Annotated in this window: 13 protein-coding genes; 3 read left to right on the top strand and 10 right to left on the bottom strand. The window is 43.4% G+C overall.

Features of this window, described 5'->3' with window-relative positions; translation table 11 throughout:
- Positions 1-69: 69 nt before the first annotated feature.
- The 5 genes from B4Q04_RS12675 to B4Q04_RS12655 form a co-directional block, all read right to left on the bottom strand.
- Positions 70-4209 (bottom strand): hybrid sensor histidine kinase/response regulator transcription factor, encoded by a 4140-nt coding sequence (locus B4Q04_RS12675; protein ID WP_088697030.1) that lies wholly within the window; start codon positions 4207-4209, stop codon positions 70-72.
- Positions 4210-4362: 153 nt separating this feature from the next.
- Entirely contained in the window at positions 4363-4857 is a 495-nt protein-coding gene (locus B4Q04_RS12670; RefSeq protein WP_013991556.1) for a hypothetical protein, read from the bottom strand.
- Positions 4858-5105: 248 nt separating this feature from the next.
- Positions 5106-5762 (bottom strand): fructose-6-phosphate aldolase, encoded by a 657-nt coding sequence (fsa, locus tag B4Q04_RS12665; RefSeq protein ID WP_013991557.1) that lies wholly within the window; start codon positions 5760-5762, stop codon positions 5106-5108.
- Between the two features lie 11 nt (positions 5763-5773).
- Positions 5774-7099 (bottom strand): xylose isomerase, encoded by a 1326-nt coding sequence (gene xylA, locus B4Q04_RS12660; RefSeq protein WP_013991558.1) that lies wholly within the window; start codon positions 7097-7099, stop codon positions 5774-5776.
- 1 nt (position 7100) lies between these two features.
- Positions 7101-8585, bottom strand: a complete 1485-nt coding sequence (locus tag B4Q04_RS12655; protein ID WP_088697029.1) for a xylulokinase — start codon at positions 8583-8585, stop codon at positions 7101-7103.
- A 332-nt stretch (positions 8586-8917) separates the two neighbouring features.
- Between B4Q04_RS12655 and B4Q04_RS12650 the strand changes: the two genes are divergently transcribed.
- On the top strand, positions 8918-9943 hold the full coding sequence (locus tag B4Q04_RS12650) for a LacI family DNA-binding transcriptional regulator (RefSeq protein ID WP_013991560.1): 1026 nt from the start codon (positions 8918-8920) through the stop codon (positions 9941-9943).
- A gap of 13 nt (positions 9944-9956) precedes the next feature.
- Here the strand turns inward: B4Q04_RS12650 and B4Q04_RS12645 are convergent, their stop codons facing one another.
- The 5 genes from B4Q04_RS12645 to B4Q04_RS12625 form a co-directional block, all read right to left on the bottom strand.
- Positions 9957-12062: a c-type cytochrome domain-containing protein gene (locus tag B4Q04_RS12645; protein WP_088697028.1), complete on the bottom strand. Its 2106-nt coding sequence runs from the start codon at positions 12060-12062 to the stop codon at positions 9957-9959.
- A 4-nt stretch (positions 12063-12066) separates the two neighbouring features.
- Positions 12067-13521 (bottom strand): DUF1501 domain-containing protein, encoded by a 1455-nt coding sequence (locus B4Q04_RS12640; protein WP_013991562.1) that lies wholly within the window; start codon positions 13519-13521, stop codon positions 12067-12069.
- A gap of 16 nt (positions 13522-13537) precedes the next feature.
- Positions 13538-15841, bottom strand: a complete 2304-nt coding sequence (locus B4Q04_RS12635) for a PSD1 and planctomycete cytochrome C domain-containing protein (protein WP_088697027.1) — start codon at positions 15839-15841, stop codon at positions 13538-13540.
- A gap of 3 nt (positions 15842-15844) precedes the next feature.
- Positions 15845-16900 carry a 6-bladed beta-propeller gene (locus tag B4Q04_RS12630; RefSeq protein WP_088697026.1) on the bottom strand — a complete coding sequence of 352 codons (1056 nt, stop codon included), beginning with the start codon at positions 16898-16900 and terminating at the stop codon, positions 15845-15847.
- A gap of 119 nt (positions 16901-17019) precedes the next feature.
- Positions 17020-20934, bottom strand: a complete 3915-nt coding sequence (locus tag B4Q04_RS12625) for a hybrid sensor histidine kinase/response regulator transcription factor (RefSeq protein WP_088697025.1) — start codon at positions 20932-20934, stop codon at positions 17020-17022.
- Between the two features lie 294 nt (positions 20935-21228).
- On the opposite strand from B4Q04_RS12625, the gene B4Q04_RS12620 reads away from it, so the two are divergent.
- Positions 21229-22878 (top strand): sulfatase, encoded by a 1650-nt coding sequence (locus B4Q04_RS12620; RefSeq protein ID WP_013991567.1) that lies wholly within the window; start codon positions 21229-21231, stop codon positions 22876-22878.
- Positions 22879-23086: 208 nt separating this feature from the next.
- A partial coding sequence (locus B4Q04_RS22465) for an FAD-binding protein (protein WP_123772372.1) occupies positions 23087-23211 on the top strand: 125 nt, incomplete at its 3' end.

The raw sequence follows: 23211 nt of genomic DNA, 5'->3' as shown, positions 1-23211 counted from the left end.
TCACCTCCCTAAATTACTTAAATCCAGAAAAGTATTGAGGTTTGCACTACAATAAAAATTAACAAAATCTTACTTCATCTCCGTAGGAAGGTGTCCGAAATGCGCCTTAAAGCATTTGGTGAAATAAGAAGGAGAGGAAAAGCCTACTTTAAAGCATACTTCACTAATAGATTCGTTTCCGTTCTCTATCATCTGCTTGGCCTTTTCAAGTCTGATCTTTCTTAAAAATTCATTGGCCGAGCATCCGGTAAGGGCTTTTATCTTTCGGTACAATTGGCTTCTACTGAGGTGTAGTTCTTCCGCCAATTGTTCTACGTTCAAATTTTCATCGGACAGGTTGGCCGTTATATAATCGAGTACCTTGGTGATAAAGCCTTTGTCGAGCTCCGAAGTGTTTTCGGGTACTTTTACATTGTTCGAATCGTTCAGATATTTATTGAACAATACCCGTCTACTGTTCAACATTTGCTTTAGTTGGGCGCGAAGCACCTTCATTTCAAAAGGTTTGTTCAAATACACGTCGGCGCCCGAATCTATACCTCGTACCCAATCGTCGGTCATGGTCTTGGCCGTAAGCATTAATATTGGTATATGGCTGGTCTTCAAGTCTTCCCTTACGCGCTTGCAGAACTCAAACCCGTCCATTTCGGGCATGACCACATCGCTCAAGATCACATCGGGTATTCTTTTTAAGGCCATTTCAAGGCCCTGGGTTCCGTTTACGGCTTCAATCACGTTATACTCCTCACGCAGTTCTTTTTTGAGATAGGCCCTCAGCTCCGCATTATCTTCAACTACAAGTAAGGTCTGATTGTCGGTATCGACCGTCAATTGATCCAGAAGCCCATCTTCTTGCTTCACTTCCGGTTTATCGTCTAGGTTGATATCAGGGGCCAAGAACAGTTCACTAGGTTTAAAATGTGCCTTGCCCAAGGGAAGGAAGATCCTGAACTTGGTACCTATCGATGCTTCGCTCTCTACGCTTATTTTTCCTTTAAGCAAGTCGATAAAACTCTTAACTACCTCAAGGCCAATACCCGTACCCCCGTAATACTGGCTATTCATATGCTCAGCCTGATAGAAGCGCTCGAATATTTTTTCCAGATCTTCCTTCTTTATTCCGGATCCGCTATCCTCAATTGCGATTTCAACCGCTTGGACCGGTTTTTCATCATCGACCTGCGGAAACACCATTGCTTCATTACACTTAAAGACTCCTATGGTAATGCTTCCGTTATCAGGGGTAATCTTAAAGGCATTCGACAAAATATTAAATATGATCTTCTCGAGCATAGAAGGGTCGCTCCAGAGGGTGATCGGCATTTCGTCGGATTCTACCTGAAATAGAATGTTTTTTAGCGAAGCCTCTTCCTCAAAATGTCCCGCAATCTCACTGACAAAGGCTATCGCTTCCAACTCCGATATCTTTACCGTTAATTTATTGATATCTAGCTTCCTGAAATCCATTAACTCATCGATCAACCTTTTCATTCGGTTGGTATTCTTTTGGATGGTCCTTAATTTTTCCCTTATTTTTTTGGAAAACTGGTTTTCCGTATCGGTCAGTATATCTTCCAAAGGGTTAAGGATAAGGGTAAGCGGCGTTCTAAACTCATGCGAGATATTGGTAAAAAATTGAATTTTTCTATCGTTCAACACCTCTTCTTGCAATCGCTTTTCGCGTTCAAATTGAACCATACGTTTTTCGCGTATTCTTTGGCTCGCCAAATTGGCTAGAAAGTAGGTAATCAAAAGAATGGCCAGCACGTATAAAAAAATGGCCGTATTTGTACTCCACCATGGAGATAGAACCGTAATTTTCAGTGCCGTAGGGCTATTGTTCCAAACCCCGTCATTGTTTGCCGCCTTCACCTTAAAGACATAATCGCCCGGCGGCAGGTTCGTATAAGTAGCACTTCTGGTTTTACCGACATAGTTCCACCGATTGTCAAAACCTTCTAAAAAATAGGCGTATTGGTTCTTCTTGGGCCGTGTAAAATTAATGCCCGCATATTCTATGGTAAAAACCGACTGATCATGCGTAAGGGTAATAGCCTTTGTTCGGTCTATCACCTTTTCCAAGGGCGAATTTTGTGTACCGGGAACCACGGACTTGTTAAAGAGCTTAAAATCGGTAAAGTAAACCTCTGGTTTTACCTCATTAAAGCGTAGGTTTTCGGGATCTATGGAATTAACGCCTTCATAACTTCCAAAATAGAGAATCCCCGATTCATCTTTAAAAATGGAATTGAAATTAAAATCATTGGCCAAGAGCCCATCATGGATATCGAAATTCTTGAAGTTTTCTTGTTCTACATCCAATCTAGAAATTCCGTTGTTCCCCCCTATCCAAATAGCCCCACTATCATCTTCTAGAATTGAGGCTATGGTCTGTTGTGATAAACCGTTTCTATCGCCATACCATGTAAATGTATCTTTAGAGGGGTCGTATTTACACAAGCCCCCACCATCCGTACCGATCCAGAGTATGTTCCTACGATCTTCAAATAAGGATACAATTCTATCCACGACCAATTGTCGCCCTGTATCTTCGTGCATACGCTCTACCAAGGAAATCGCCTTGTCCCCGGCAGAAAAATCACTGGAAATTTTATACAAGCCCCCAGTTGTTCCCAACCAGATAAAGCCATTACTATCTACCAAAATTTTTCGTACCTCCCCATGGCTCGGAATCAGGTCATGAAAAATTTCCTCGTTGTGAGCGGTAAACTTTTCCGTTTGGGGGTCATAGGAATGCAAGCCCGTTACATAGGAGCCAATCCATATGATGCCATTTTTATCCTCATCAAAGGTCATAATACGGTTACTGGTTAGTCCCCCCTCAGTATTTGAAGTTTTATAATTTATAAACGTGGAAGTATTTTTTTTCAGGAGATAGATTCCAGAATTCCACGTACCTACCCATAGATTGCCTTGGCTATCGAAAAACATACCCGCAACGGCCGCTGCATGCAGGTTCGTTGCTATAGGGTTTCCTAGGTCTTTTAAATGGACTATCTTTTTGCTTTCCGAATCATATACATCGATCCCGCCACCGTCTAAACCGATCCACAATCTGCCTTTTTTATCACTCACAATACCCGTGACGGATGGCAATTGCAATGAATTGTTCAAGTTGGCCGAACTCTCGATATCCTTGAATTTATCATAGAGGGTATCGTAAACCCCGACCCCCTTGTTATAGTAACCGATCCAAATACGTTCTTGGCTGTCTACAAAAACAGTCCATATAGAATTCGATTTGATACTATTCACATCAAACTTATCGTAGCGATAGTTCTTGATCAAGCTTCCATCTGCCTTTAGTACAAAAAGTCCGTCGTTTTCCGTACCGCAAATGATATTGCCATCTGCCGCTTGGGCAATGGAAAATACCCTTTCTTGGGTAAGGCTAAAGGAATCGATCTTATACTTGTTCGAAGACAGGAGTTTTATTTTTATTAATCCATCCGACAGAGTACCCAACCAAATGGCCCCATCCTTATCTTGAAACAAAGTCTCAATATTTCGAGACAGACTTTCTACCACTTCGCCCTTCCCATTCACTATTTGTGAAGGGCTCAACTTGACACCGTCATATTCAAAAAGGCCGTAATTTGTAGCCACGTATATTTTACCCGTAACACTCTTTAGAATATAGTTGATCTGAATGACCGATTTATTTATGGTAGACTGAATAGGGATCGACTCACTACGCAAGCTTAACGGATCGACCCTAAACATCCCATGGTAATGAGAGCCCACCAAAAGCTCTCCACTAATACCTTCTTGAATGGCCCTGATAAGCACACCCCCTTCTATTACGGCTTCATCCCTAAGTTCTATTTTATCGAAGTTATCAAGGTCTCTATTATATAAATCCAAACCCGTTTCCGTGCCGACCCAAAGTCTATCCTTGCGGTCAATATATGTGGTGTGTATTAGCGAATTGCTTATGGATTTTGGTTCATTAAGATCCTGCTTGTACGTAATAAAATCAATACCGTTATACTTTTTAAGTCCCACGCCATTGGTCCCCATCCAAATAAGCCCCATACTATCTTCAACTATAGCGGAAACGGCTCTTTGCGTATTGTCTTGCTCGATATTCACAAAAGTGTAATCAGTTTTGGAAACCTGTGCACAGAGATGACCTTGCGCACACAAGGCACATAAAATCAATTTACAAACCGCTTTTACAAATTTCATTTCCGTGAATATTAAATACACTTCGATCTATAGACTAGAATAAATTGAGAAGAATTTTTTGATGCTTCTACCTTTCAGAACCCGGTTGAAGATAGGCGAATTGTTGATTTCAAACAAATGGACCCATTGGCGGAAGACTTAGATATAAGGTATTTAGTTTTTGATGTAACGGGTTTTCCAAAGCACTTGCCCGGCTTTATCCTTCCCTTCCAAATACACTACGGTATCGGACAAAAACCGAAAAGACACGGTCTGGGTATGTGTCCCTTGAAAGTCGCGATCCACCATTAGCCAGTTATCCTTATCCGAGAATGACCCAATGCCCGAAAAGCATTCCCCTTTTTCATTCTGGCCCAAGGCCACAATTTTATCGGTGGTACTATCGTAGCTTATCATTTCTACCAAAATGGGCGTATATGCCCCATCACGTAGCCGAAGCACTTCAACCTGTAAGGCAGTACCGTCCATTTTCGGCACGTTTACCATTTTTATCTGTGGTTCATCCCCAATCTCGTTCGATTCGGGAGAGACCGAACTTCCCCATTCACCTATGTACCTTTTTAGACAAGAAGCTTGGTCAACTTTGACTTCTTGTGCCCATATACCCATGGTGCACATCAACAGTACTAGTGTTATTTTGCTTTTCATATACAAGCTTTTGAATTATTGGCTGTCAGTCGAAAAATTAAAAAATGGGGTACATTATCTCGGGGCAAGCCCGCGAGGCATTAAAAGGAATACACCTTGATTTCGAGGCAAGCCTAGGAGCATTTAATCTCGATTATCGAGTAAAAGCAATATTGCCGATAGCAAGACCATCGGCAATATCATATATTGAAATCGAACGTAAACCTTTTTTAGACCATAACCCTATGGCAGGTCTTCATATCGTTTACCTATGCATTACCTTTTTGATAATCGGCCAAAAACTTCTCTAAACCACTATCGGTCAAGGGGTGTTTTAGTAGACCTTCGATAGCTGATAAGGGCCCGGTCATTACATCTGATCCTAATTTTGCACAATTGATGATGTGCATGGTATGCCGTACGGAAGCCGATAGGATTTCCGTTTCAAAACCGTAGTTGTCATAGATCAAACGGATCTCTTCGATCAATCGCAAACCGTCGGTAGAGATATCATCCAACCTCCCCAAAAACGGGGAAACGTAAGTCGCGCCGGCTTTGGCGGCCAATAAGGCCTGACCTGCGGAAAACACTAGAGTAACGTTTGTTTTTATTCCTTTATCGGAGAAATACTTACAAGCCTTGACCCCATCTGCGATCATGGGCAACTTAACCACGATCTGTGGGTGTAAAGCCGCTAATTCCTCACCTTCTTTGATCATGCCCTCATAATCGGTTGCGATAACCTCAGCGGAAACATCACCTTCAACCTTTTCACAAATGGCCAAGTAATGCTTTAAAATATTGTCCTTTCCCGTAATGCCCTCTTTGGCCATTAAGGAAGGATTGGTAGTTACGCCATCCAAAACACCTAACTCGTAGGCGCTTTGAATGTCGTTTAAATTTGCTGTATCAATAAAAAATTTCATAGTTTATCTTCTTAGATGTACTGGTTGATAATGTTTTCGAACAACTCTTGCTTTCCGCTCTTAAGTTCCAACTCGCCATTTTCCTGTGCTAGCTCATAAAGGTTCTCAAGGCTTAGTTTACCGGCCTCAAAATCTTTTCCCTTACCAGAATCAAAAGAGCTGTAGCGTTTTTCGCGTAGTTTGGTATAATCGGAAGAAGTGATGATCTTATCGGCAGTAATCAATGCCCTTGCAAAGGTATCGGCACCTCCGATATGGGCCAAGAAGATATCTTCGAGATCGGTAGAGTTTCTTCTGATCTTGGCATCGAAGTTCACACCACCACCTTGCAGACCGCCAGCCTGTAAGAATACCAACATAGCTTCGGTGGTCTCTAAAATGTTGTTCGGGAACTGATCGGTATCCCATCCGTTTTGGTAATCCCCACGGTTGGCATCCAAGCTTCCCAACATTCCCGCTTTGGCGGCAACTTCCATTTCATGCTGAAAAGTGTGCTGTGCCAAAGTAGCGTGGTTTACTTCGATATTTATTTTGAAATCTTTTTCAAGTCCGTATTCCCTTAAAAAGCCGATTGCGGTAGCGGTATCAAAATCATACTGGTGCTTCGTAGGCTCCATAGGTTTCGGTTCGATAAAGAAAGTACCTTTAAAACCTTGCTTACGGGCATAATCCCTCGCCATGGTCAAGAACTGCGCCATATGGTCTAACTCACGGCCCATATTGGTATTTAGAAGAGACATATAACCTTCACGTCCTCCCCAGAAAACATAGTTCTCACCATCTAGGGCGATCGTTGCGTCCAAAGCCAATTTCACTTGACCACCGGCTCTGGCCACCACGTCAAAATCAGGGTTTGTAGCGGCACCGTTCATGTATCTCGGGTTAGAGAAACAGTTGGCCGTACCCCATAATAATTTTATACCTGAGGCCGCTTTCTTTTCTTTGATATAATCGGTAATCGTGGCCAGTCTTTTTTCCGATTCGGCGAAAGTCGGGCCTTCTTGGATCAAATCGAAATCGTGAAAACAAAAATAATCGAATCCTATTTTACTGATAAATTCAAAAGCGGCATCCGCCTTATCCTTTGCGGCCTGAACGGCATCGGTAGATGCATCCCAAGGAAAGTTCTGTGTACCTGGGCCGAATGGATCTGAACCCTGCCCACAGAAGGTATGCCAATAGGCGATAGCAAACTTGAAATGCTCCCTCATGGTCTTGCCCGCAACAACTTGGTCGGGATTGTAATATTTAAACGCTAAAGGGTTGTCAGATTCCTTCCCTTCAAACTTGATGTCTCCAATTCCTTTAAAGTACTCTTTGTCTCCTAATAATGCCATGTTACTTGTTTTTTAATAATTGTTCTAATTCATTTTTCCATGCGGAATATGCGGATTGCAATGCTTCTTTTTCTTCGGAAGGCTTATAGCTCATGACATAATCATTGGCCATAATCTGCTCGCCGAAGCTTGAAAAGTCGCCATCGCGTAAAATACAGGCCCTGGCTGCGCCAATAGCGCCCGTGGTATTATATATTTCAATTTCACGACCGATAAGTGTCGCTATGGTGTTCGAAAAAATTTCCGATCGAAACAGGTTATCGTTTCCTGCCCTGATTTTGGTAGCGGTAATACCGTCTGACCGAAGAATTTCCATACCGTAAACAAAGGAGAAGGCAATACCTTCGAGTGAAGCCCTACACAAATGGGCCTTGGTATGGTTGTTCAGGTTGATACCAAAAATGTTGGTTCCCAAATCTATATTGTTCAACATGCGTTCGGCACCATTGCCAAAAGGCAATATTTTTACACCATCGGAACCTTGTGGTACCGAATTGGCCAAATCGTTCATTTCATCGTATGAGGCAACACTTAGGTTATTCAGCAACCATCGGTATTGTATACCGGCTCCGTTGATACAAAGCAGCTTCCCTACAAAGCGATTGGCTTCGCTGTAATTAACGTGGGCAAAATTGTTGACCCTTGAGCTCTCCTTGACAGAAAGGTTATCGGTAATGGCATAGATCACACCAGAGGTCCCACCTGTCGCAGCTACCTCTCCCGGATTAAAAACGTTTAAGGACAAGGCATTGTTCGGTTGGTCTCCCGCACGGTATAAAATAGGCGTACCTACTTTTAACCCTGATTCTTTTGCCCCTTGTTCCGAAACTTTACTCTGTACGGAAAAGGTATCGACGATTTCCGGAACATGTGCTTCGTTCAATCCGTAATAATCCAACAACCAAGTGGCGAGGCTATTCGTCTTAAAATCCCAAAATATACCTTCGGACAAACCCGATAAGGTTGTATTTGCCGTACCGCTCAACCTACAGGCGATATAATCTCCCGGTAGCATGAATTTATGGATACGCTCAAAAGTTTCCGGCTCGTTTTCCTTGACCCATTTTAATTTAGAGGCGGTAAAATTGGAAGGCGAGTTCAAAAGGTTTTCACTACAACGATCGTTGCCCAGTTCATCAAAGGCCTTTTGCCCGATGCCCACTGCCCTACTATCGCACCAAATAATGGAATCCCGTAAGGGCTTCAAATCTTTGTCGACCACAACCAATCCATGCATCTGATATGAAATACCGATTCCCGTGACCTCTTCGGATTTGATATTATTTTCCGAAAGAAGGGTTTTGGTGGCCGTACAAACGTGCTTCCACCATGTATCTGGATCCTGTTCGGCCCAACCATTGTTAATGGCAAGAATATCCATTTCCGTTTTGGGTTCGCTAACCACGGCCACGGGCTTACCTGTGCCCACCTCGACCAAGGCCGCTTTTATTGACGAACTTCCGATATCATAACCTATACTGTACATAATTTTTTGATGTTTGAAAGAGCTTAGAGTTTTTAACGGCAATTTTGCCAAATAGCTTTTACCGCACTAAAAACCAAGCCCTTTTGTCAAATTTAAACCATAACTTAAAACGAGTGGCAGATAATTCGTTTCCGTACTAAAATACGAAATACAATTGTTCTTAAAATCAAAATATCACAAATACAACCTATTAAAAATCAGATATTTACAAATATGTTGATTTTTCGAAATGGGTTTCGTAAAAAACAGAGGTCCTAAATATTAGTTTAGCGATCGGGAAGATCAAAAAGAAGTAAAATCTTATTGACGATATTTAGTATCTTGATGCAGTTATGAAACGAAAAATAAGTTTAGACGATATCGCCAAACATTTTAAGGTATCTAAATCTACCGTATCCAAGGCCCTTAACGACAGTCATGAGATAAGTGCCCGTACCAAGGCCAAGATCATTGCCTATGCCCGTGAACACAAATATCGCCCCAACCTAAACGCCATCAATCTAAGAAAAGAGCCGTCGCACTCGGTGGGGGTAATCATACCCAACATTCTCAACTATTTCTTTGCCCAGGCGATTAGCGGTATTGAAAAAGTATTGAACGACCACGGGTACAACATGATCGCGTGCATCTCCAACGAATCGCATAAAAAGGAAGTCGCCATTACCGAAATGCTCCGCAAAGGAGCCATATCGGGACTCTTGGTTTCCTTGGCGGAAGAAACCGGAAAGCTGAACAACATTGACCACTTCAAGCCCTTTTTAAACAAAGGCATACCAATGGTCATGTTCGACCGTGTATCATCGGAACTCAACTGTGACAAAGTCACCATAGACGATAGCAAAGCGGCCTATAATGCCACGGAACACCTTATAAAATCGGGATGTAAGCGTATTGCCATAGTATCACTATTGGGAGACCTTGAGATTTCAAAGCTTCGGATCAACGGCTATCACCAATGCCTAAAAGACCATAACATCGACCTAGATAAAAGCTTGATCTTTGAAAAGCTGGAAAAGTCGTTTATGGAGGTCGAAATCAGAAAATTGCTTTCCGCCGGAAAAGTAGACGCGATTTTAGGTTTAGAGGAAGAAGCCGGTGTTACCTCTTTATTGACCGCCAATTCACTGGGGATAAAAATCCCCGAAGAACTTTCCATTATCTGTTTTACCAACGGGGTGCTCCCCAAATACGTACGCCCCAGCCTTACCTCGATCAGCCAACACGGCTATTATATGGGAGAAAGGGCCGCTAGGCAATTGGTCAAAAGAATAGAACAGAACGATAACGGAAATACCTTTGAGACCGAGGTCATCAAAACCACCATGATCGAACGTGAATCTACCGTGCCTGTCGCCTAGAAAACACTTTATTTCAAAAGAAAAAGAGTTGGTTCACCCTCAAGGTGTCGTCCTTTTTGGGTTGGGCCACTATTTTCAGATATTTATATGATTGCTTTGGAAGCTGGATCGATATTTCCTTAAGCCGGTCAAGATTACTTTCATTCGCAAAGCTTTCCTTCTTTATCAATTGCCAATTTTCCTTGTCATCGGAAGCCCAAACCGCTATAAACTCAATGGGCGATTTTTTTTGCTTATAGTGCAAGCCACAACTTAAGACCACCTCTTTTATTTTCGGGGCCGATACGCTAAAATCAACGATGGCCTCCAGCGGTTTTTTGTTGAAGGAAGCCCAGAATTTTGAAAAGCCTACTTTTTCGTTGCTTCGAACGGCATCGGTCAATATTTTTTCGGCCTCGCCCGTATACGAGCTCAAGATCCCCGGATAAACGAGCTCTATCGCATTGGGCACCAGGCCTCGATCATAAAAAATATAGGAAACCGGGTTACTGGGCAACCAGCCTTCCTTGTAGGCATAGGCTTTAACGGTTTGCCGTCTTTTTCCTTTCAGATCCAATGGAAAGGCCTTTTCAAAAGCTACCGAGGTAGAATCGGGTCGAGATCCATCCAAGGTATACTTAATGCTTACCCCGTTCATCTTATGTCCCAAGGAAATCAAATCGCCCGAACTAATAATATTTCCCTCATTGACCAAGGTTGGTGGGGTCAACCGCAATTCTTCTTCCGGGTCGGGCACATAACCTTCATTAATAATCACATGGGGCAGTTTCGTTCTCAACTGTTCTATATCATCGGCATTGAGCTGGGTGTTCCATACAAATACTTCCTTCAGGCCTTTCAACTTTTGTAAATGTTCGAGTACCGATGCATTTATACCCGTACCCGATAAGGACAAGCTTTCCAACTGGGTACACCCCTGCAAGGCCCCGATGCCCTCACTGTCGATATCGGTAAAATTAAGGACCAAGTGCTCAAGGTTCTGCAGTTTTCCCACAGACTTCATATGCTCGTTCGTTATCGGAAGGTTGGCCAAACTGAGGTAAATGACCTGCTCCTTGATTTTATCAAGTTCGTTCAAGTATTCGTCTTGAAAAGCACTACGCCCGAAAATGGCAACTTCTACCGCCGGTGAAGTTGGCGATTTTTGAACCACGGTTCTATAGGGGTTGTTGAGTTCTTTAATGGCTTCGGCCCCAACAAAGTTGAAGGTATATTGTTTTTCTTCAAATGATTTCAACCATTTGTCGGTAACCAACTGCTTTAAGGTATCGCTTTCTTGTAGTTGGGCATAGGTAACCTTATCATCCGCACCGTGTTCGATCCAAGTACCGATCAATATAATTTCTTCTTTGGTCAATTGTGGTTTTCCTTCGGGTGGCATGTGCTCTTCGTCTTCCAAAGGCAGGGCCGCCCGCTTCAACAAAAGGCTCTCTTCCGCATTATGAGCCAGCCAGACTTCCCCATTTTCGCCTCCCTTGGTTATGGCCTCTATGGTGGTCAGGTCTAGATCGCCCTTATGTTTTTGAGGATTATGGCAACTGGTGCATTTCGCTTTTAAGACCGGGGCGATATAGGCCGTATATATGGGCGTATTCTCGTCTACGACTTCCTCTTGTGCCGCTGTGATCGGTTCCATTAAAAAATTGGTCCCATGGGTCAACCCTGCCCCAAAATGCCCGCCTACGAGCACGCCTAACAGGCCTGTATACAGCAATACGCGAAACACCTTGCCGTAAGAATACACCCAAACCAAGGCGTATATAACAAAACATAAGGCAATGCCCACCCACTTGTGGAGCGTCAGCAATTCCGAATCGTAGCCCTCAAGGGACAATAAGAGCCCCATAAGCGTAGCCAGTACCGTAGTAAACGAGGTCAACAACAAGAGCGAGTAGTTTATCTTTTCAAAGGAAACCGGGTCGAGCTGTTTTTTGAAGAGGTTGAGAACCACCAAAAGCACTATAAAGGCCACCGGAAAATGCAGGATCAAGGGATGCATTCGCCCCAAGGGCTGCACCCAAAAAGGAATCTTCAAATGACCTTCAAAAAGCACTAAAAATGCCAACAATACGTGCAGAAAGAACAGCACGTTCAAAAAAAACGGAATGGCTTTTTTCATAGATCTAAGCTATAATATCTTTTACCACATGACCGTGTACATCGGTCAACCTAAACCTTCTGCCTAGATGTTTATATGTCAGTTTTTCATGGTCTAAGCCCATTAAATGCATTATAGTAGCGTGTAAGTCGTGAATGTGTACCGGACTTTCCACAATGTTATAGCCCAGTTCGTCGGTCTTTCCGTAAGACAGACCTGCCTTTACCCCACCCCCAGCTAAAAAGATACTGAAACAGCGTGGGTGATGGTCCCTTCCGTAATTATCTTTAGTTAGTTTACCTTGGCAATAGTTCGTTCTACCAAATTCACCACTCCATATCACCAAGGTTTCGTCTAACAGTCCTCTTTGCTTTAAATCGGTAATCAAGGCCGCCGATGCCATATCTACATCTTTGGCCTGGCCTTTGATTTCACCTACTAGGTTATTGTGCTGATCCCAGCCCTGATGGTACAATTGTACAAAACGCACGCCCGATTCCGACAGTTTTCTTGCCAGTAGGCAATTGGCCGCGTACGTCCCCGGCACCATACAGTCAGGACCGTACAGTTTTTTGATATGATCCGGTTCTTTAGATACGTCCGTTATTTCGGGAACGGCCGTTTGCATTCTAAAGGCCATTTCGTACTGTTTTATTTTTGCAGGAATTTCAGGATCACCAAACTCGTCATAGCCCAGTTGATTCATGGAGGCCAAGTGGTCTAACATCTTACGACGTGTTTCCCTATCCATTCCCTTGGGGTCGTTCAGATAAAGAATCGGGTCTTCACTGGCGCTCAATTGCACCCCTTGATGGGAGCTATCTAAAAATCCGTTCGACCATAATTTCGAGTATACACCTTGGCCATTACCTTTTCCCTTTGAGAGCAACACACAATAGGCCGGTAAGTTTTGGTTCTCGCTTCCCAGTCCGTAGCTGAACCAAGATCCGATACTGGGCCTATTCCCCACTTGGGCGCCGGTCTGCATAAAAGTCAATGCCGGGTCATGGTTGATCGCATCGGTATGCATGCTTTTGATCATGCAAATATCATCGGTTATCTTGGCAATATTCGGAAAGAGCTCGCTCACCCAAGTTCCGGATTCGCCATACTGCTTAAAGCCGAATTTAGACCCTACCAGAGGAAAAGATTCTTGACCTGCGGTCATACCCGTTAATTTTTGGTTTCCCCGAATGGAAGGGGGAAGCTCTTGCCCGAACATATCGTTCAACTTAGGTTTATAGTCAAAGCTTTCCAATTGGGAAGGTGCCCCATTTTGTACCAATAGAATGATCCGTTTGGCTTTTGCCGCAAAGTGCTTTAAGCCTAAAGGCAGCTGTTCTTCGGCGGCTTTCTTGCCTGACAACAGATCGGGCATTAAAAGCGACCCTAAGGCCACACCGCCCATTCCCATGGCCATTTTTCCTAAAAAATGTCTTCGGTTCGTATTCAAATAATGCTCAACAACTTCTTTATCCATATCTCTTGATTGACCTTTATCCTTTTACTATTGTTTCTTCTAGATTGTAAATCGTGTGAATGATCTGCATAAGTGCCGCCACTTTAACCTCGTCCCTATCTTCTAAAATAGAGTACTCGCCTACTTCAATAAAATCCTTTGCTTTCTGCCTATCGTTTGCAAATGCCTTTTCTTGGTCATGGTAATAAGCGACCAGCATTTCCTTTTCTTGGGGTTTAATGCTTCGGCATAAAATGCGGACAAAGGCGGCTTCTATTTTTTCATCGAAGGTGCTTTCTTCCTGGATCAATCTTTCCGACAATACCCGGGATGCCTCCAAGATCGTCGGATCGTTCAGGGCGATAAGCGCTTGAAGCGGTGTCATGGTTGATTGCCTTTTTACCTCGCACTGATCACGTGTGGCCGCATCAAAGGTCAATTGTACCGGAGGGAGGGTGGTTCGTTTTATAAAAACGTAAATACCGCGTCGATACAGGTCTTCGCCATGGTCCTGAACATAATTGGCCAAAATGCCGCGCCCTGAACTTGCCGCTTCCCAAATACCGTCGGGCTGATAGACCTTTACGCTACGCCCACCTATCTCGGTGTTCAACAATCCGCTCGTCGCCAAGGCGTGGTCCCGTATCATCTCTGCATTAAAACGCAAGCGAGACATACGCGACAGGTAACGGTTATCGGGGTCTATAGCCAACTTTTCGTTACTGACCACGGAAGACTGCTTGTAAGTGGAAGACATGACTATCTGTTTCACCAAACGTTTCATATCCCATCCGTTTTCCATAAAATCCGCGGAAAGCCAGTTCAACAGGCCAATGTGCGTAGGCAAATCGCCTTGCATTCCAAAATCGCCGGAAGACCTCACGATACCTTCACCAAAAATTTCCTGCCATACCCTGTTGACAAAAACCCTACTCGTTAGGGGGTTCCTGTCATCAAAAAGCCATTTGGTAAGTCCTAGGCGATTACGTTCGTAGACCAGGGTATCAAACTTCATGACGGCTTCGGGGGTAGCTGGCTCAACAATCTCCCCCTTATCATCATAGACCCCTCGGTTCAATACATGGGTCGTTCTAATGTCGGGTTTCTCTTCGATAACCATGACATCGATATCCTCCGGTTCTTTTTTATTTATAAACGGAAGTTCCTTATCGATTACCTCATCGGTAATAGTAATCAAGGGGGGCTCTGCCAATACTTCCCCCATAGGTCTAGATCGATGTACCACCTTGTCGAAAAAGGCAAAAGTATTGAAGTAATCTTTCTGTGAAATTGGGTCGTACTTATGATCGTGACACTTGGCACACTCCAAGGTCAGCCCCAAAAAGGCCTTACCGAAGGTATTGGTTCTATCGGTTACGTTCTCGATCCTGAACTCTTCCTCTATAATACCGGCCTCTTGGTTTATTTTATGGTTACGATTAAAGCCCGTTGCCAAAATGGTCTCCATATTTTTCTTCGGCATCAGGTCTCCCGCCAATTGGTAGGTTACAAACTTTTCGTAGCTGTAATTTTCGTTAAAGGCGTGAATTACCCAATCTCTCCAGGGCCACATGGTTCGCAACTGGTCGTTCTGAAAGCCGTGGGAATCGGCGTAACGGGCCACGTCTAACCAGTGGCTTGCCATTTTCTCGCCATAATGCACACTGCCCAATAACTCGTCCACAATTTGTTCGTAAGCATCGGGCGCGTCATTCCGAATGAACTTTTCGCGCATTTCCGGCGAAGGCGGTAAGCCCGTAATATCTAAAGAAACCCTTTTCAATAAGCGTTCCTTATCGGCAATTTCATTGGGTTCAAGACCTACCTCTTCAAGTTTTCCCCATATAAAATGGTCGATTTCATTGCTCACCCAATCAGAGGGAACTTCTGGTATCTCCGGTTTTTTCACGGGAATAAAGGCCCAATGTGGCTCGTACACCGCACCTTGTTCTATCCACTTCTTCAACACCTTTATTTCATACTCCGTCAGCTTTAGGTTAGAATCTAAGGGAGGCATGAGGTCGGAACTATCTTTGGCCGTAATCCGTTGGTAGACCATCGATTTTTCTACATTCTTCGGTACAATGGCAAACTCCTTATCGGAGTCTTTCAGTGCTTTGTAGGCGCCTTCAGGGGTATCTAACCGTAAGTCTGCCGACCTTTTATTGGCATCGGGACCATGGCAATTAAAACACTTGTCCGACAGTATGGGCCGAACATCAAAATTATAATCTACCCTGTTAGGAACTTTTTGCTGCGGAATGGAAGCATATTGCCCCTCTTCCTTACAAGAAACCAGAAGTAGCCCTAAAATGATAAGTTGAAGAACGAATTTTTTCATAAGTTATACCCTTTCTAGTTTTATAGGATAGGTTTTATTGGCGTTCCACTGGCAGACGTATATGTTCTTATCATCGTCTATACAAACATCATGACAGTGATTGAAAAGGGGCACATCTTGTACCATTAATTGTAACTTTCCTTTCTTGTAGACCGGGGCCGTACCTCCTGGATTGGATACAACCTTGTCGTTCTTGTCCAAAATGGTAACAAAACCAGAATCAGGGGTTTGCTCCAAATACTTTAACCGAGACCAACACACCCCTGAATATAGGTTCTCACCATCTATGACCGGTCTGCAGACAAATGCCCCTGGAAGAAAAAGAGAAGATAGGTACTTGCCATCAAGGCTGTAGCGTTTGAATGAATTGTGTTTTCTAGAGGTACACAACAATGTAATGTTGTTAGGATCCCTATCATCAATCGTTACCCCATGGACCGTGCTGAACAAATGGTCCTCTATGCCCCGTCCGCCAAACTTCCGTATAAATTCACCGTCTTTGGAGTACTGTAAAATAAAATCGGAACCGTAGCCGTCCGCTACATAAATATCCCCATTGGGAGCTACCGTTGTTTCGGTAGGGCGATACTTTTGATCTTTTTCATAAACCCCTATGTCGTGTGGATTAGGCAACTCCATAAGAACCCTTCCCTCTACCGTAGTTTTGAGAATGGCACCATCGTTATCGGTTATAAAAAGCATATCTACTTCCCCTTCCTTCGACAAGGTCAGTCCGTGGGCCGATTTCAGGTTATGTGTCCAAGTCTTTAATAGCTTGCCCGATTTGTCATATACAATAACATTGTTCTTGATCTCATCGGTAACCATAATGAGCCTGCCCTTGGAATCCATCACCATTTCATGACAGTTTTTTACCGGGGTGCTTGCCGGGTTCAGGTTTCCCCACTCTTTATGTACGCGATACTTAAAATCGCCATGACCAATAATCTGATCAGATAACTTGGGCTTATTTATTATCCCAAAACTATATGTAGGAACAGAAAGCGCGGCACCGGCAAAAGCCGACTGTTTGATAAAATTTCGTCTGGAGTTTTTCATTCGGTTATTTTTAAGTTGCAGCGTAATAAGCGCTTCTCAAAAATACCTAACTACCTATTTTTCAATGTAGACTAATTGTGCAAAAGGGTGCATTTTTTTGTGTAATACATACACTTAATCTATTTATCGGGCACATAATGCGATGGAGGATGACCGAACTCTTTTTTAAAAATGCGACTGAAATACCGATTATCGTTATACCCTACCCTGAACGCAATCTCCTTTATACTCAGCTGCCCTTTCTGTAACATAGGCATCGCTTTTGAAAGTTTGTAGGTATTGATATACTCAATAATGGTCTTACCGGTAAGCGCCTGGATCTTTCTATACAGCTGTGAACGTCCGATGGCCAATTCATCACACAAAAAGTCAATGGAAAAATCGGCGTTTTCGAGATGGGCGTCAATAACCTTGTTCACCCGTATCAAATATTGGTCTACCTGAGAGGTGGGTTCTACGATCAGGTCTTCCTTTTGATATTTTTTGACAAGGCGTTGCCTGCTCTCGATCCGGTTTTGGATTTTCATTTTAATTTCGGAAACGTTAAAGGGCTTTTCTATATAATCTTCGGCCCCGGTTTCCAATCCTTTTAACTTATTTTCCAATCCTGTTTTAGCGGTCAAAAACATCAATGGAATATGGGCGGTCAGTTCATTCGCCTTTAACTGGTTTGCTACTTGAATGCCATCGAACAAGGGCATCATGATATCACTGATCACAATGTCGGGGATATGTTCCAAGGCCAATTGAAAACCGTCCTTTCCATTGTCCGCCTGAAGAATTACGTAATCGTCGGACAGTTCGGCGGTCAAATAATTACGAATATCCTCATTGTCCTCGATCAGGAGCACTACCGTCTCACCTGAGGCTGTTTCCGTCGAAACAACGGGAGCTTCCTCTATGTTTACCTCATAATCTTTATAACCAATAGGCACGGTAATCGTAAAATGCGATCCTTTTCCCTCTTCGCTCTTCAATTTGATCCTTCCTTGATGGAGCTTTACCAATTCTGAGATAAGGGAAAGTCCTATTCCACTACTATAGCCTTTATTCGGATTTTCGTCCAACTGATAGAAGCGTTCAAATACCTTTTCTTGGTATTTTTCTGGGATACCGGCCCCATTGTCTAGAACCTCAATTTCCAATTTTCCGCTTACCACTTTATCGTCGTCATCGGTCTCAAGGTCGGCATAGGAGGTCCTTAAATTAATCTCACCGTTTTTAGGCGTAAACTTAAAGGCATTGGAAACGAGATTGCTTACTATTTTTTCAATGACATCTTCGTCAAAATAAAGGGTATAATCGGTTTCGGAAGCCTCGCAGTTAAAATCGATATTTTTCTCTTTTGCCCAATATTCATAGGCGGTATACATGTTTGTACAGACCAATAGTTCGTCATGGGGCTTGATTCTCAATTGCTGATTTCCTTCCAGTTTACGAAAATCAAGAATTTGATTTACCAGTTCCAACAAACGATTGCTGTTTCTATACATCATTTGCAAGACCCGGGTATCCGGTTTGATCCCTTTACGGATATACTTGTCCAAGGGCGAGGTTATCAAGGTCAATGGCGTTCGCAGTTCATGGGAGATATTGGTAAAAAAACGAAGCTTCATCTGGGCCAGTTCCTCGAATTGATATACCCTTTCCTTTTCAATTTCGAACATATTTCTTGTCCGTTCCCGCAACAAGAAAAACCTAAAGCCCCATATCCCTATCAATAAGAGCAAAACGGCCCCTAAAATCTGCACCCATAGGCGTTCCCAAAAGGGAGGGGTGACTACGATATCCAAGCTTTTGATCTTGTCCGTCCAAATTCCATCTTCATTGGTCGCCTTTAAAAGAAAGGTATAGTGGCCCGAAGGTAGGTTCGTATAGGTCGCCCGAGTGCCATTGGCCATGGTCCAATCAGAATCAAACCCCTCTAATTTATAAGCGTATTGACAACGCTGGGCATTTTCGTACTGTATGGCCTGAAAGCTGAGTTCTATTTTTTGGTCTTTATATGAGAGTTGTAAGTGGTCTTCTACCTCTATACTCTTTTTTATGTACGGACTATTGGGCGAAACCAACTCATTGTTCACCCATAATTTAGAAATATAGACCGAAGGGGTTTTGGTACTAGGTACAACCTTTTCAGGATTGAAGGTCATTAGGCCCGCATTTGTAGAAAACACCATATGGCCATCATCGGTAACGGAGCTTGAAATATTGATTTTCTGCGAAATGAGTCCGTCTTGTTCATTCAAAATACGAACCACATTGTTCTTTGCATCTAGTTTTATAAGTCCGTTTCTGGTACCCAACCACAAATTCCCCTTCCGATCTTGTTCAATGCTGTTAATGATCCTATCCTTTAGAAGGCTATTATCATACTGTATAAATAAATCTTTTTGCAGATCATAACTACAAAGTCCGGAATTTGTCCCCACCCAAAGGGTACGGTCCGCATCCTCAAAAATCACATTTATAAAATTGTTGTTTACCGTAGCGGTATTGCCAATTTCATGCCTATAGTGTACAAATTGGTTCTTCTCGGGCACATAGCGTTTTACGCCATCGCCATTGGTGCCGATCCAAATCTGGCCTTTGTAATCTTCAAAAAGTTCATTTGCCCGATGAAAATACCCTATACCATTGGGATCGTTGGGGTCACAGTCGAAATACACGGTTTTCTCCGTTGCGGGATCGTAAATGCGGGCTCCTAAGACCTCTCCCGTCCAAACCGGTCCGCTACTCGTTTCCAAAAGCCCGAAAAGCTCGGCGGGTTTTCTTGTGGTTTTTCGTAAAGCTTCCCCTTCTTCGGTATATCTATAAATATGATCGTTATCGGCCACCCATATAATTTCCTTGTCATACGAACTCATAAAAGTCCTGTAAGTAAACCCTTCGAGGGTTTTGCTCAGAACGTGGTCTTTCTTACTGTAGATATTGATCTTTCCGTTTCTATATACCCAATAGTTATTTTTAGTCTTTAGGATTTTGGCGTTCCTGCCCGATTCTAAAAAAGACTTGAATATTACCGGCGATTTTTTAATGTGAAAAAAATGGCCCGCACCGTCCAATACCCAAGAATCTTCCTTGGCCGGGTTATGAAATATTTGTCTTATATAGAACGACCCTTCATTGAAGCGCTTGTTTAGCCCAATTACCTTTTTGGTTTTGAAATCGGCATCTACGATAGCTATTTGATCTCGGTGCGCTATCCAGCAATTCTTTCCATTGTCCGGTTGTATGGCACTTACCCGGTCTTGTGGCAAATCCAATTTATGAAGCTGGTTCTTTTTGTCCACTTTAAACAGCTTGCCGCTGGAAACAATGAGGTCGTTATAAAAGCCCAATACGGGAAAAGAGTGGGAACCGCCTGGTATTTCTTTTATAAGGCGTGTAAATTTCCCTGTATCCGGATGAAACAAATTGAGTCCGATCCATGTACCGATAAAAAGACGGCCATCAGGACTCCCCTGTATATCGAGCACGTTATTATGACTTATACTTTCGGGATCTTCTGCATTGTATTGGTATCGTTTAAAAGTTCCCGTTTCGCGGTTCATCAAGTTCAAACCACCACCATCGGTACCGATATAGAAGGTGTTGTCGGCAGTTTCATAAATGACCCTGACCTCATTAAAACTTAGACTTCCAGGGTCATCTTCGTCATGAATGAAACGTTGAAAATGATCGTATTCCCGATCATATTTAAGAAGGCCGCCACCATAGGTCCCTACCCATAAGATTCCTTGGCTATCTTCATACAAACACGAGATATGGTTATCGGTGATACTTGTCTGTTCGTGCTCGTTTTTACTGTAGTTTTTAAAATTCCCCCCATCAAAACGCCACAGACCATTAGTAGAGGCTATCCAAATAAAACCATAGCGATCCTCAAGTATATCTTGGGCAGCGGTCTCTATCGGTAGTTGAAAATGGGTAATTTCAAAATCAGATACATTTTCCTGTGCATGTACAAAGGGGACAGTACCCAATAATAACAAGGCCAAAAAAAGATAAAAAATATGGGGTACTCTAAGCATGAGCTGAATATAAAACAATTCTAAGGAAGGTTAAATAAATTTCTGTTATTGTCAATATGCCCTGCTTCAAATTCGGTGCCCCCAACCTCTCTAAACCCCATGAGTAGTAGTGCCTCTCCCAACATTCGTTCTACAAAAAACAACTTAAGGTTAAGATAGTGCCAGCCCTTGATAAAATACATAAATACAGGGGGTTAATTTTAAGGTTAATTTGTAGTCGATACAAAACTACAGGCTATGGTTAATATTCTTATTAATGCATAACTTTAATTGGTTCCATAAAACCCGAGAAAAATGAACATTCGCATCGTTGCCCTAATCTTTCTAGGGCTGTTAACAAACTGTAAAAACAATACCACGCCCGCAAAGGAAGCGCAAGCAAAAAAACCGAATATTCTTTTTCTGGCCATTGATGACCTAAGGCCCGAACTTGGCGCCTACGGTTCCGACATCGCCCTGACGCCCAATATCGACGCCTTGGCCAAGGATGGCCTTCGATTTAACAATGCCTATTGTCAACAGGCGATCTGTAGCCCTTCGAGGGCCAGCTTAATGACCGGTGCCCGCCCCGAAACCATTCAGGTCATTGAAAATTTCACCTATTTCAGGGATAAAAACCCTGATATCGCCACCCTGCCCCAGCATTTTAAGGCCAACGGTTACGAGACCGTATACACCGGAAAGATCTATCACGGAAAATACAACGATCCAGAACTTTCTTGGAGCAGACAGCCGGTTGAATTGAACAAGAGCGAAGTCAAATTCGGGTTTAAATTGCCCGAGAATATCAAAATGCAGAAGGAAAACAGCGAGGCCATGGTGGCCAAGTACGGAAAAAATGCCTTGAGGAACGGTCTAGGGAAAGGTCCCTCTTACGAATTTGCCGACTTTCCCGACAATGCCTATGAAGATGGATTCAACACAGACCTGGCCATTGCCACTATGAAAGATATGCTTGAGAAAAACCCGGAAAAACCGTTCTTCTTGGGTATGGGCATGAAAAAACCCCACCTCGATTGGATCGCCCCTAAGAAATACTGGGATATGTACGATGAGTCTGACATTAAACTTGCGGAACACGACCAAGCCCCAAAAGACGGAGCCACCATGGGGCTCCATGCTTCCTTTGAATTAAGGGCCAGGGCCGGAATTCCTAAAAAAGGGGATATCTCCCCCGAGCAAGCCATAAAGTTAAAGCATGCCTATTTGGCCTGTGTGAGTTATGTCGATGCCCAAATCGGCCGTATGCTCAGTGCCCTCGACGAAGCGGGAATAAGGGACAACACCATCATTATTTTATGGAGTGACCACGGATGGCATTTAGGGGATATGGGCATTTGGGGGAAGGCAACGAATTATGAAATTGCCACTAGGGTTCCATTGATCATCTGGACCCCCGACATGGCAAAAGAAAACCGAGGAAAAGCTACGGATGCCCTTGTAGAATTGGTAGATATGTATCCGACCCTATGTGACCTTGCCGACATTTCAAAACCCAATACTTTGGAAGGCCAAAGTTTTGTTCCTTTGCTTTCCAACCCCGAGCAAGAATGGAAGACCGCTGTTTTTTCGCAGTTTCCGACACCTGCACTAAGGGAATGGGCCGCCAATCCGCTTTCAAAAGGAATGCGTGAAACTTCCTTTGGGCCATTAATAGAAGAAGTCGAAGGCCGTATTAAAACGCAACAAGGTGAAAAATGGGACCGCGATCTGTTCGAAAATCGCTTAATGGGATATTCCATGCGCACCAAAAACTACCGTTTTATCGTATGGAAAGATTATACCGATAAAGAAGCAGAACCTGTGTTCATAGAACTCTACGACCACAATAACGACCCAGCGGAAACCGTAAACATCGCCAAAGACCGTCCTGAGCTGGTAAAAGAGCTCATGCTGTTGTTCGATAAAGGCTGGGAAGGGAACAGGGCGAAAGTAAATATTTAAACAAGTCCGACCCCATCCCTGTCATCGGAACCAGGTTCTTTATAATATAATTCAGACCTCGCGGTTAAAATGATTCCATTTTCGATGTAAAACCTATAAAATTCTTGAATTTGCATAGGCTTTTGGGAACTCTACTACAGACAGGCGCAAACTATTGTTATTTTTCGAATCTCAATCGAATCGAACTACTAACAAAAGCAAAGAACCTATGCAGATTAAAGAATCGCCCGAACTCTATGATGTTATCATCGTTGGTTCGGGAGCGGGTGGCGGTATGGCCACCAAGCAATTGGCCGATGCGGGCCTCAAGGTCGCGGTGGTCGAGGCTGGCCC

Origin of the sequence: Zobellia sp. OII3 (assembly GCF_002211465.1) — a bacterium.
GTDB classification, from domain to species: domain Bacteria; phylum Bacteroidota; class Bacteroidia; order Flavobacteriales; family Flavobacteriaceae; genus Zobellia; species Zobellia galactanivorans.
This window is presented reverse-complemented; position numbering and strand designations above follow the sequence as displayed.

What these genes read in the sequence shown, in the direction of transcription:
- B4Q04_RS12650 (WP_013991560.1), top strand. Translation starts at nt 8,918, where the DNA reads ATGAAACGAAAAATAAGTTTAGACGATATCGCCAAACATTTTAAGGTA.
- B4Q04_RS12625 (WP_088697025.1), bottom strand. Translation starts at nt 20,934, where the DNA reads ATGCTTAGAGTACCCCATATTTTTTATCTTTTTTTGGCCTTGTTATTA.
- B4Q04_RS12630 (WP_088697026.1), bottom strand. Translation starts at nt 16,900, where the DNA reads ATGAAAAACTCCAGACGAAATTTTATCAAACAGTCGGCTTTTGCCGGT.
- xylA (WP_013991558.1), bottom strand. Translation starts at nt 7,099, where the DNA reads ATGGCATTATTAGGAGACAAAGAGTACTTTAAAGGAATTGGAGACATC.
- B4Q04_RS12655 (WP_088697029.1), bottom strand. Translation starts at nt 8,585, where the DNA reads ATGTACAGTATAGGTTATGATATCGGAAGTTCGTCAATAAAAGCGGCC.
- B4Q04_RS12635 (WP_088697027.1), bottom strand. Translation starts at nt 15,841, where the DNA reads ATGAAAAAATTCGTTCTTCAACTTATCATTTTAGGGCTACTTCTGGTT.
- fsa (WP_013991557.1), bottom strand. Translation starts at nt 5,762, where the DNA reads ATGAAATTTTTTATTGATACAGCAAATTTAAACGACATTCAAAGCGCC.
- B4Q04_RS12645 (WP_088697028.1), bottom strand. Translation starts at nt 12,062, where the DNA reads ATGAAAAAAGCCATTCCGTTTTTTTTGAACGTGCTGTTCTTTCTGCAC.
- B4Q04_RS12670 (WP_013991556.1), bottom strand. Translation starts at nt 4,857, where the DNA reads ATGAAAAGCAAAATAACACTAGTACTGTTGATGTGCACCATGGGTATA.
- B4Q04_RS12640 (WP_013991562.1), bottom strand. Translation starts at nt 13,521, where the DNA reads ATGGATAAAGAAGTTGTTGAGCATTATTTGAATACGAACCGAAGACAT.
- B4Q04_RS12675 (WP_088697030.1), bottom strand. Translation starts at nt 4,209, where the DNA reads ATGAAATTTGTAAAAGCGGTTTGTAAATTGATTTTATGTGCCTTGTGT.
- B4Q04_RS12620 (WP_013991567.1), top strand. Translation starts at nt 21,229, where the DNA reads ATGAACATTCGCATCGTTGCCCTAATCTTTCTAGGGCTGTTAACAAAC.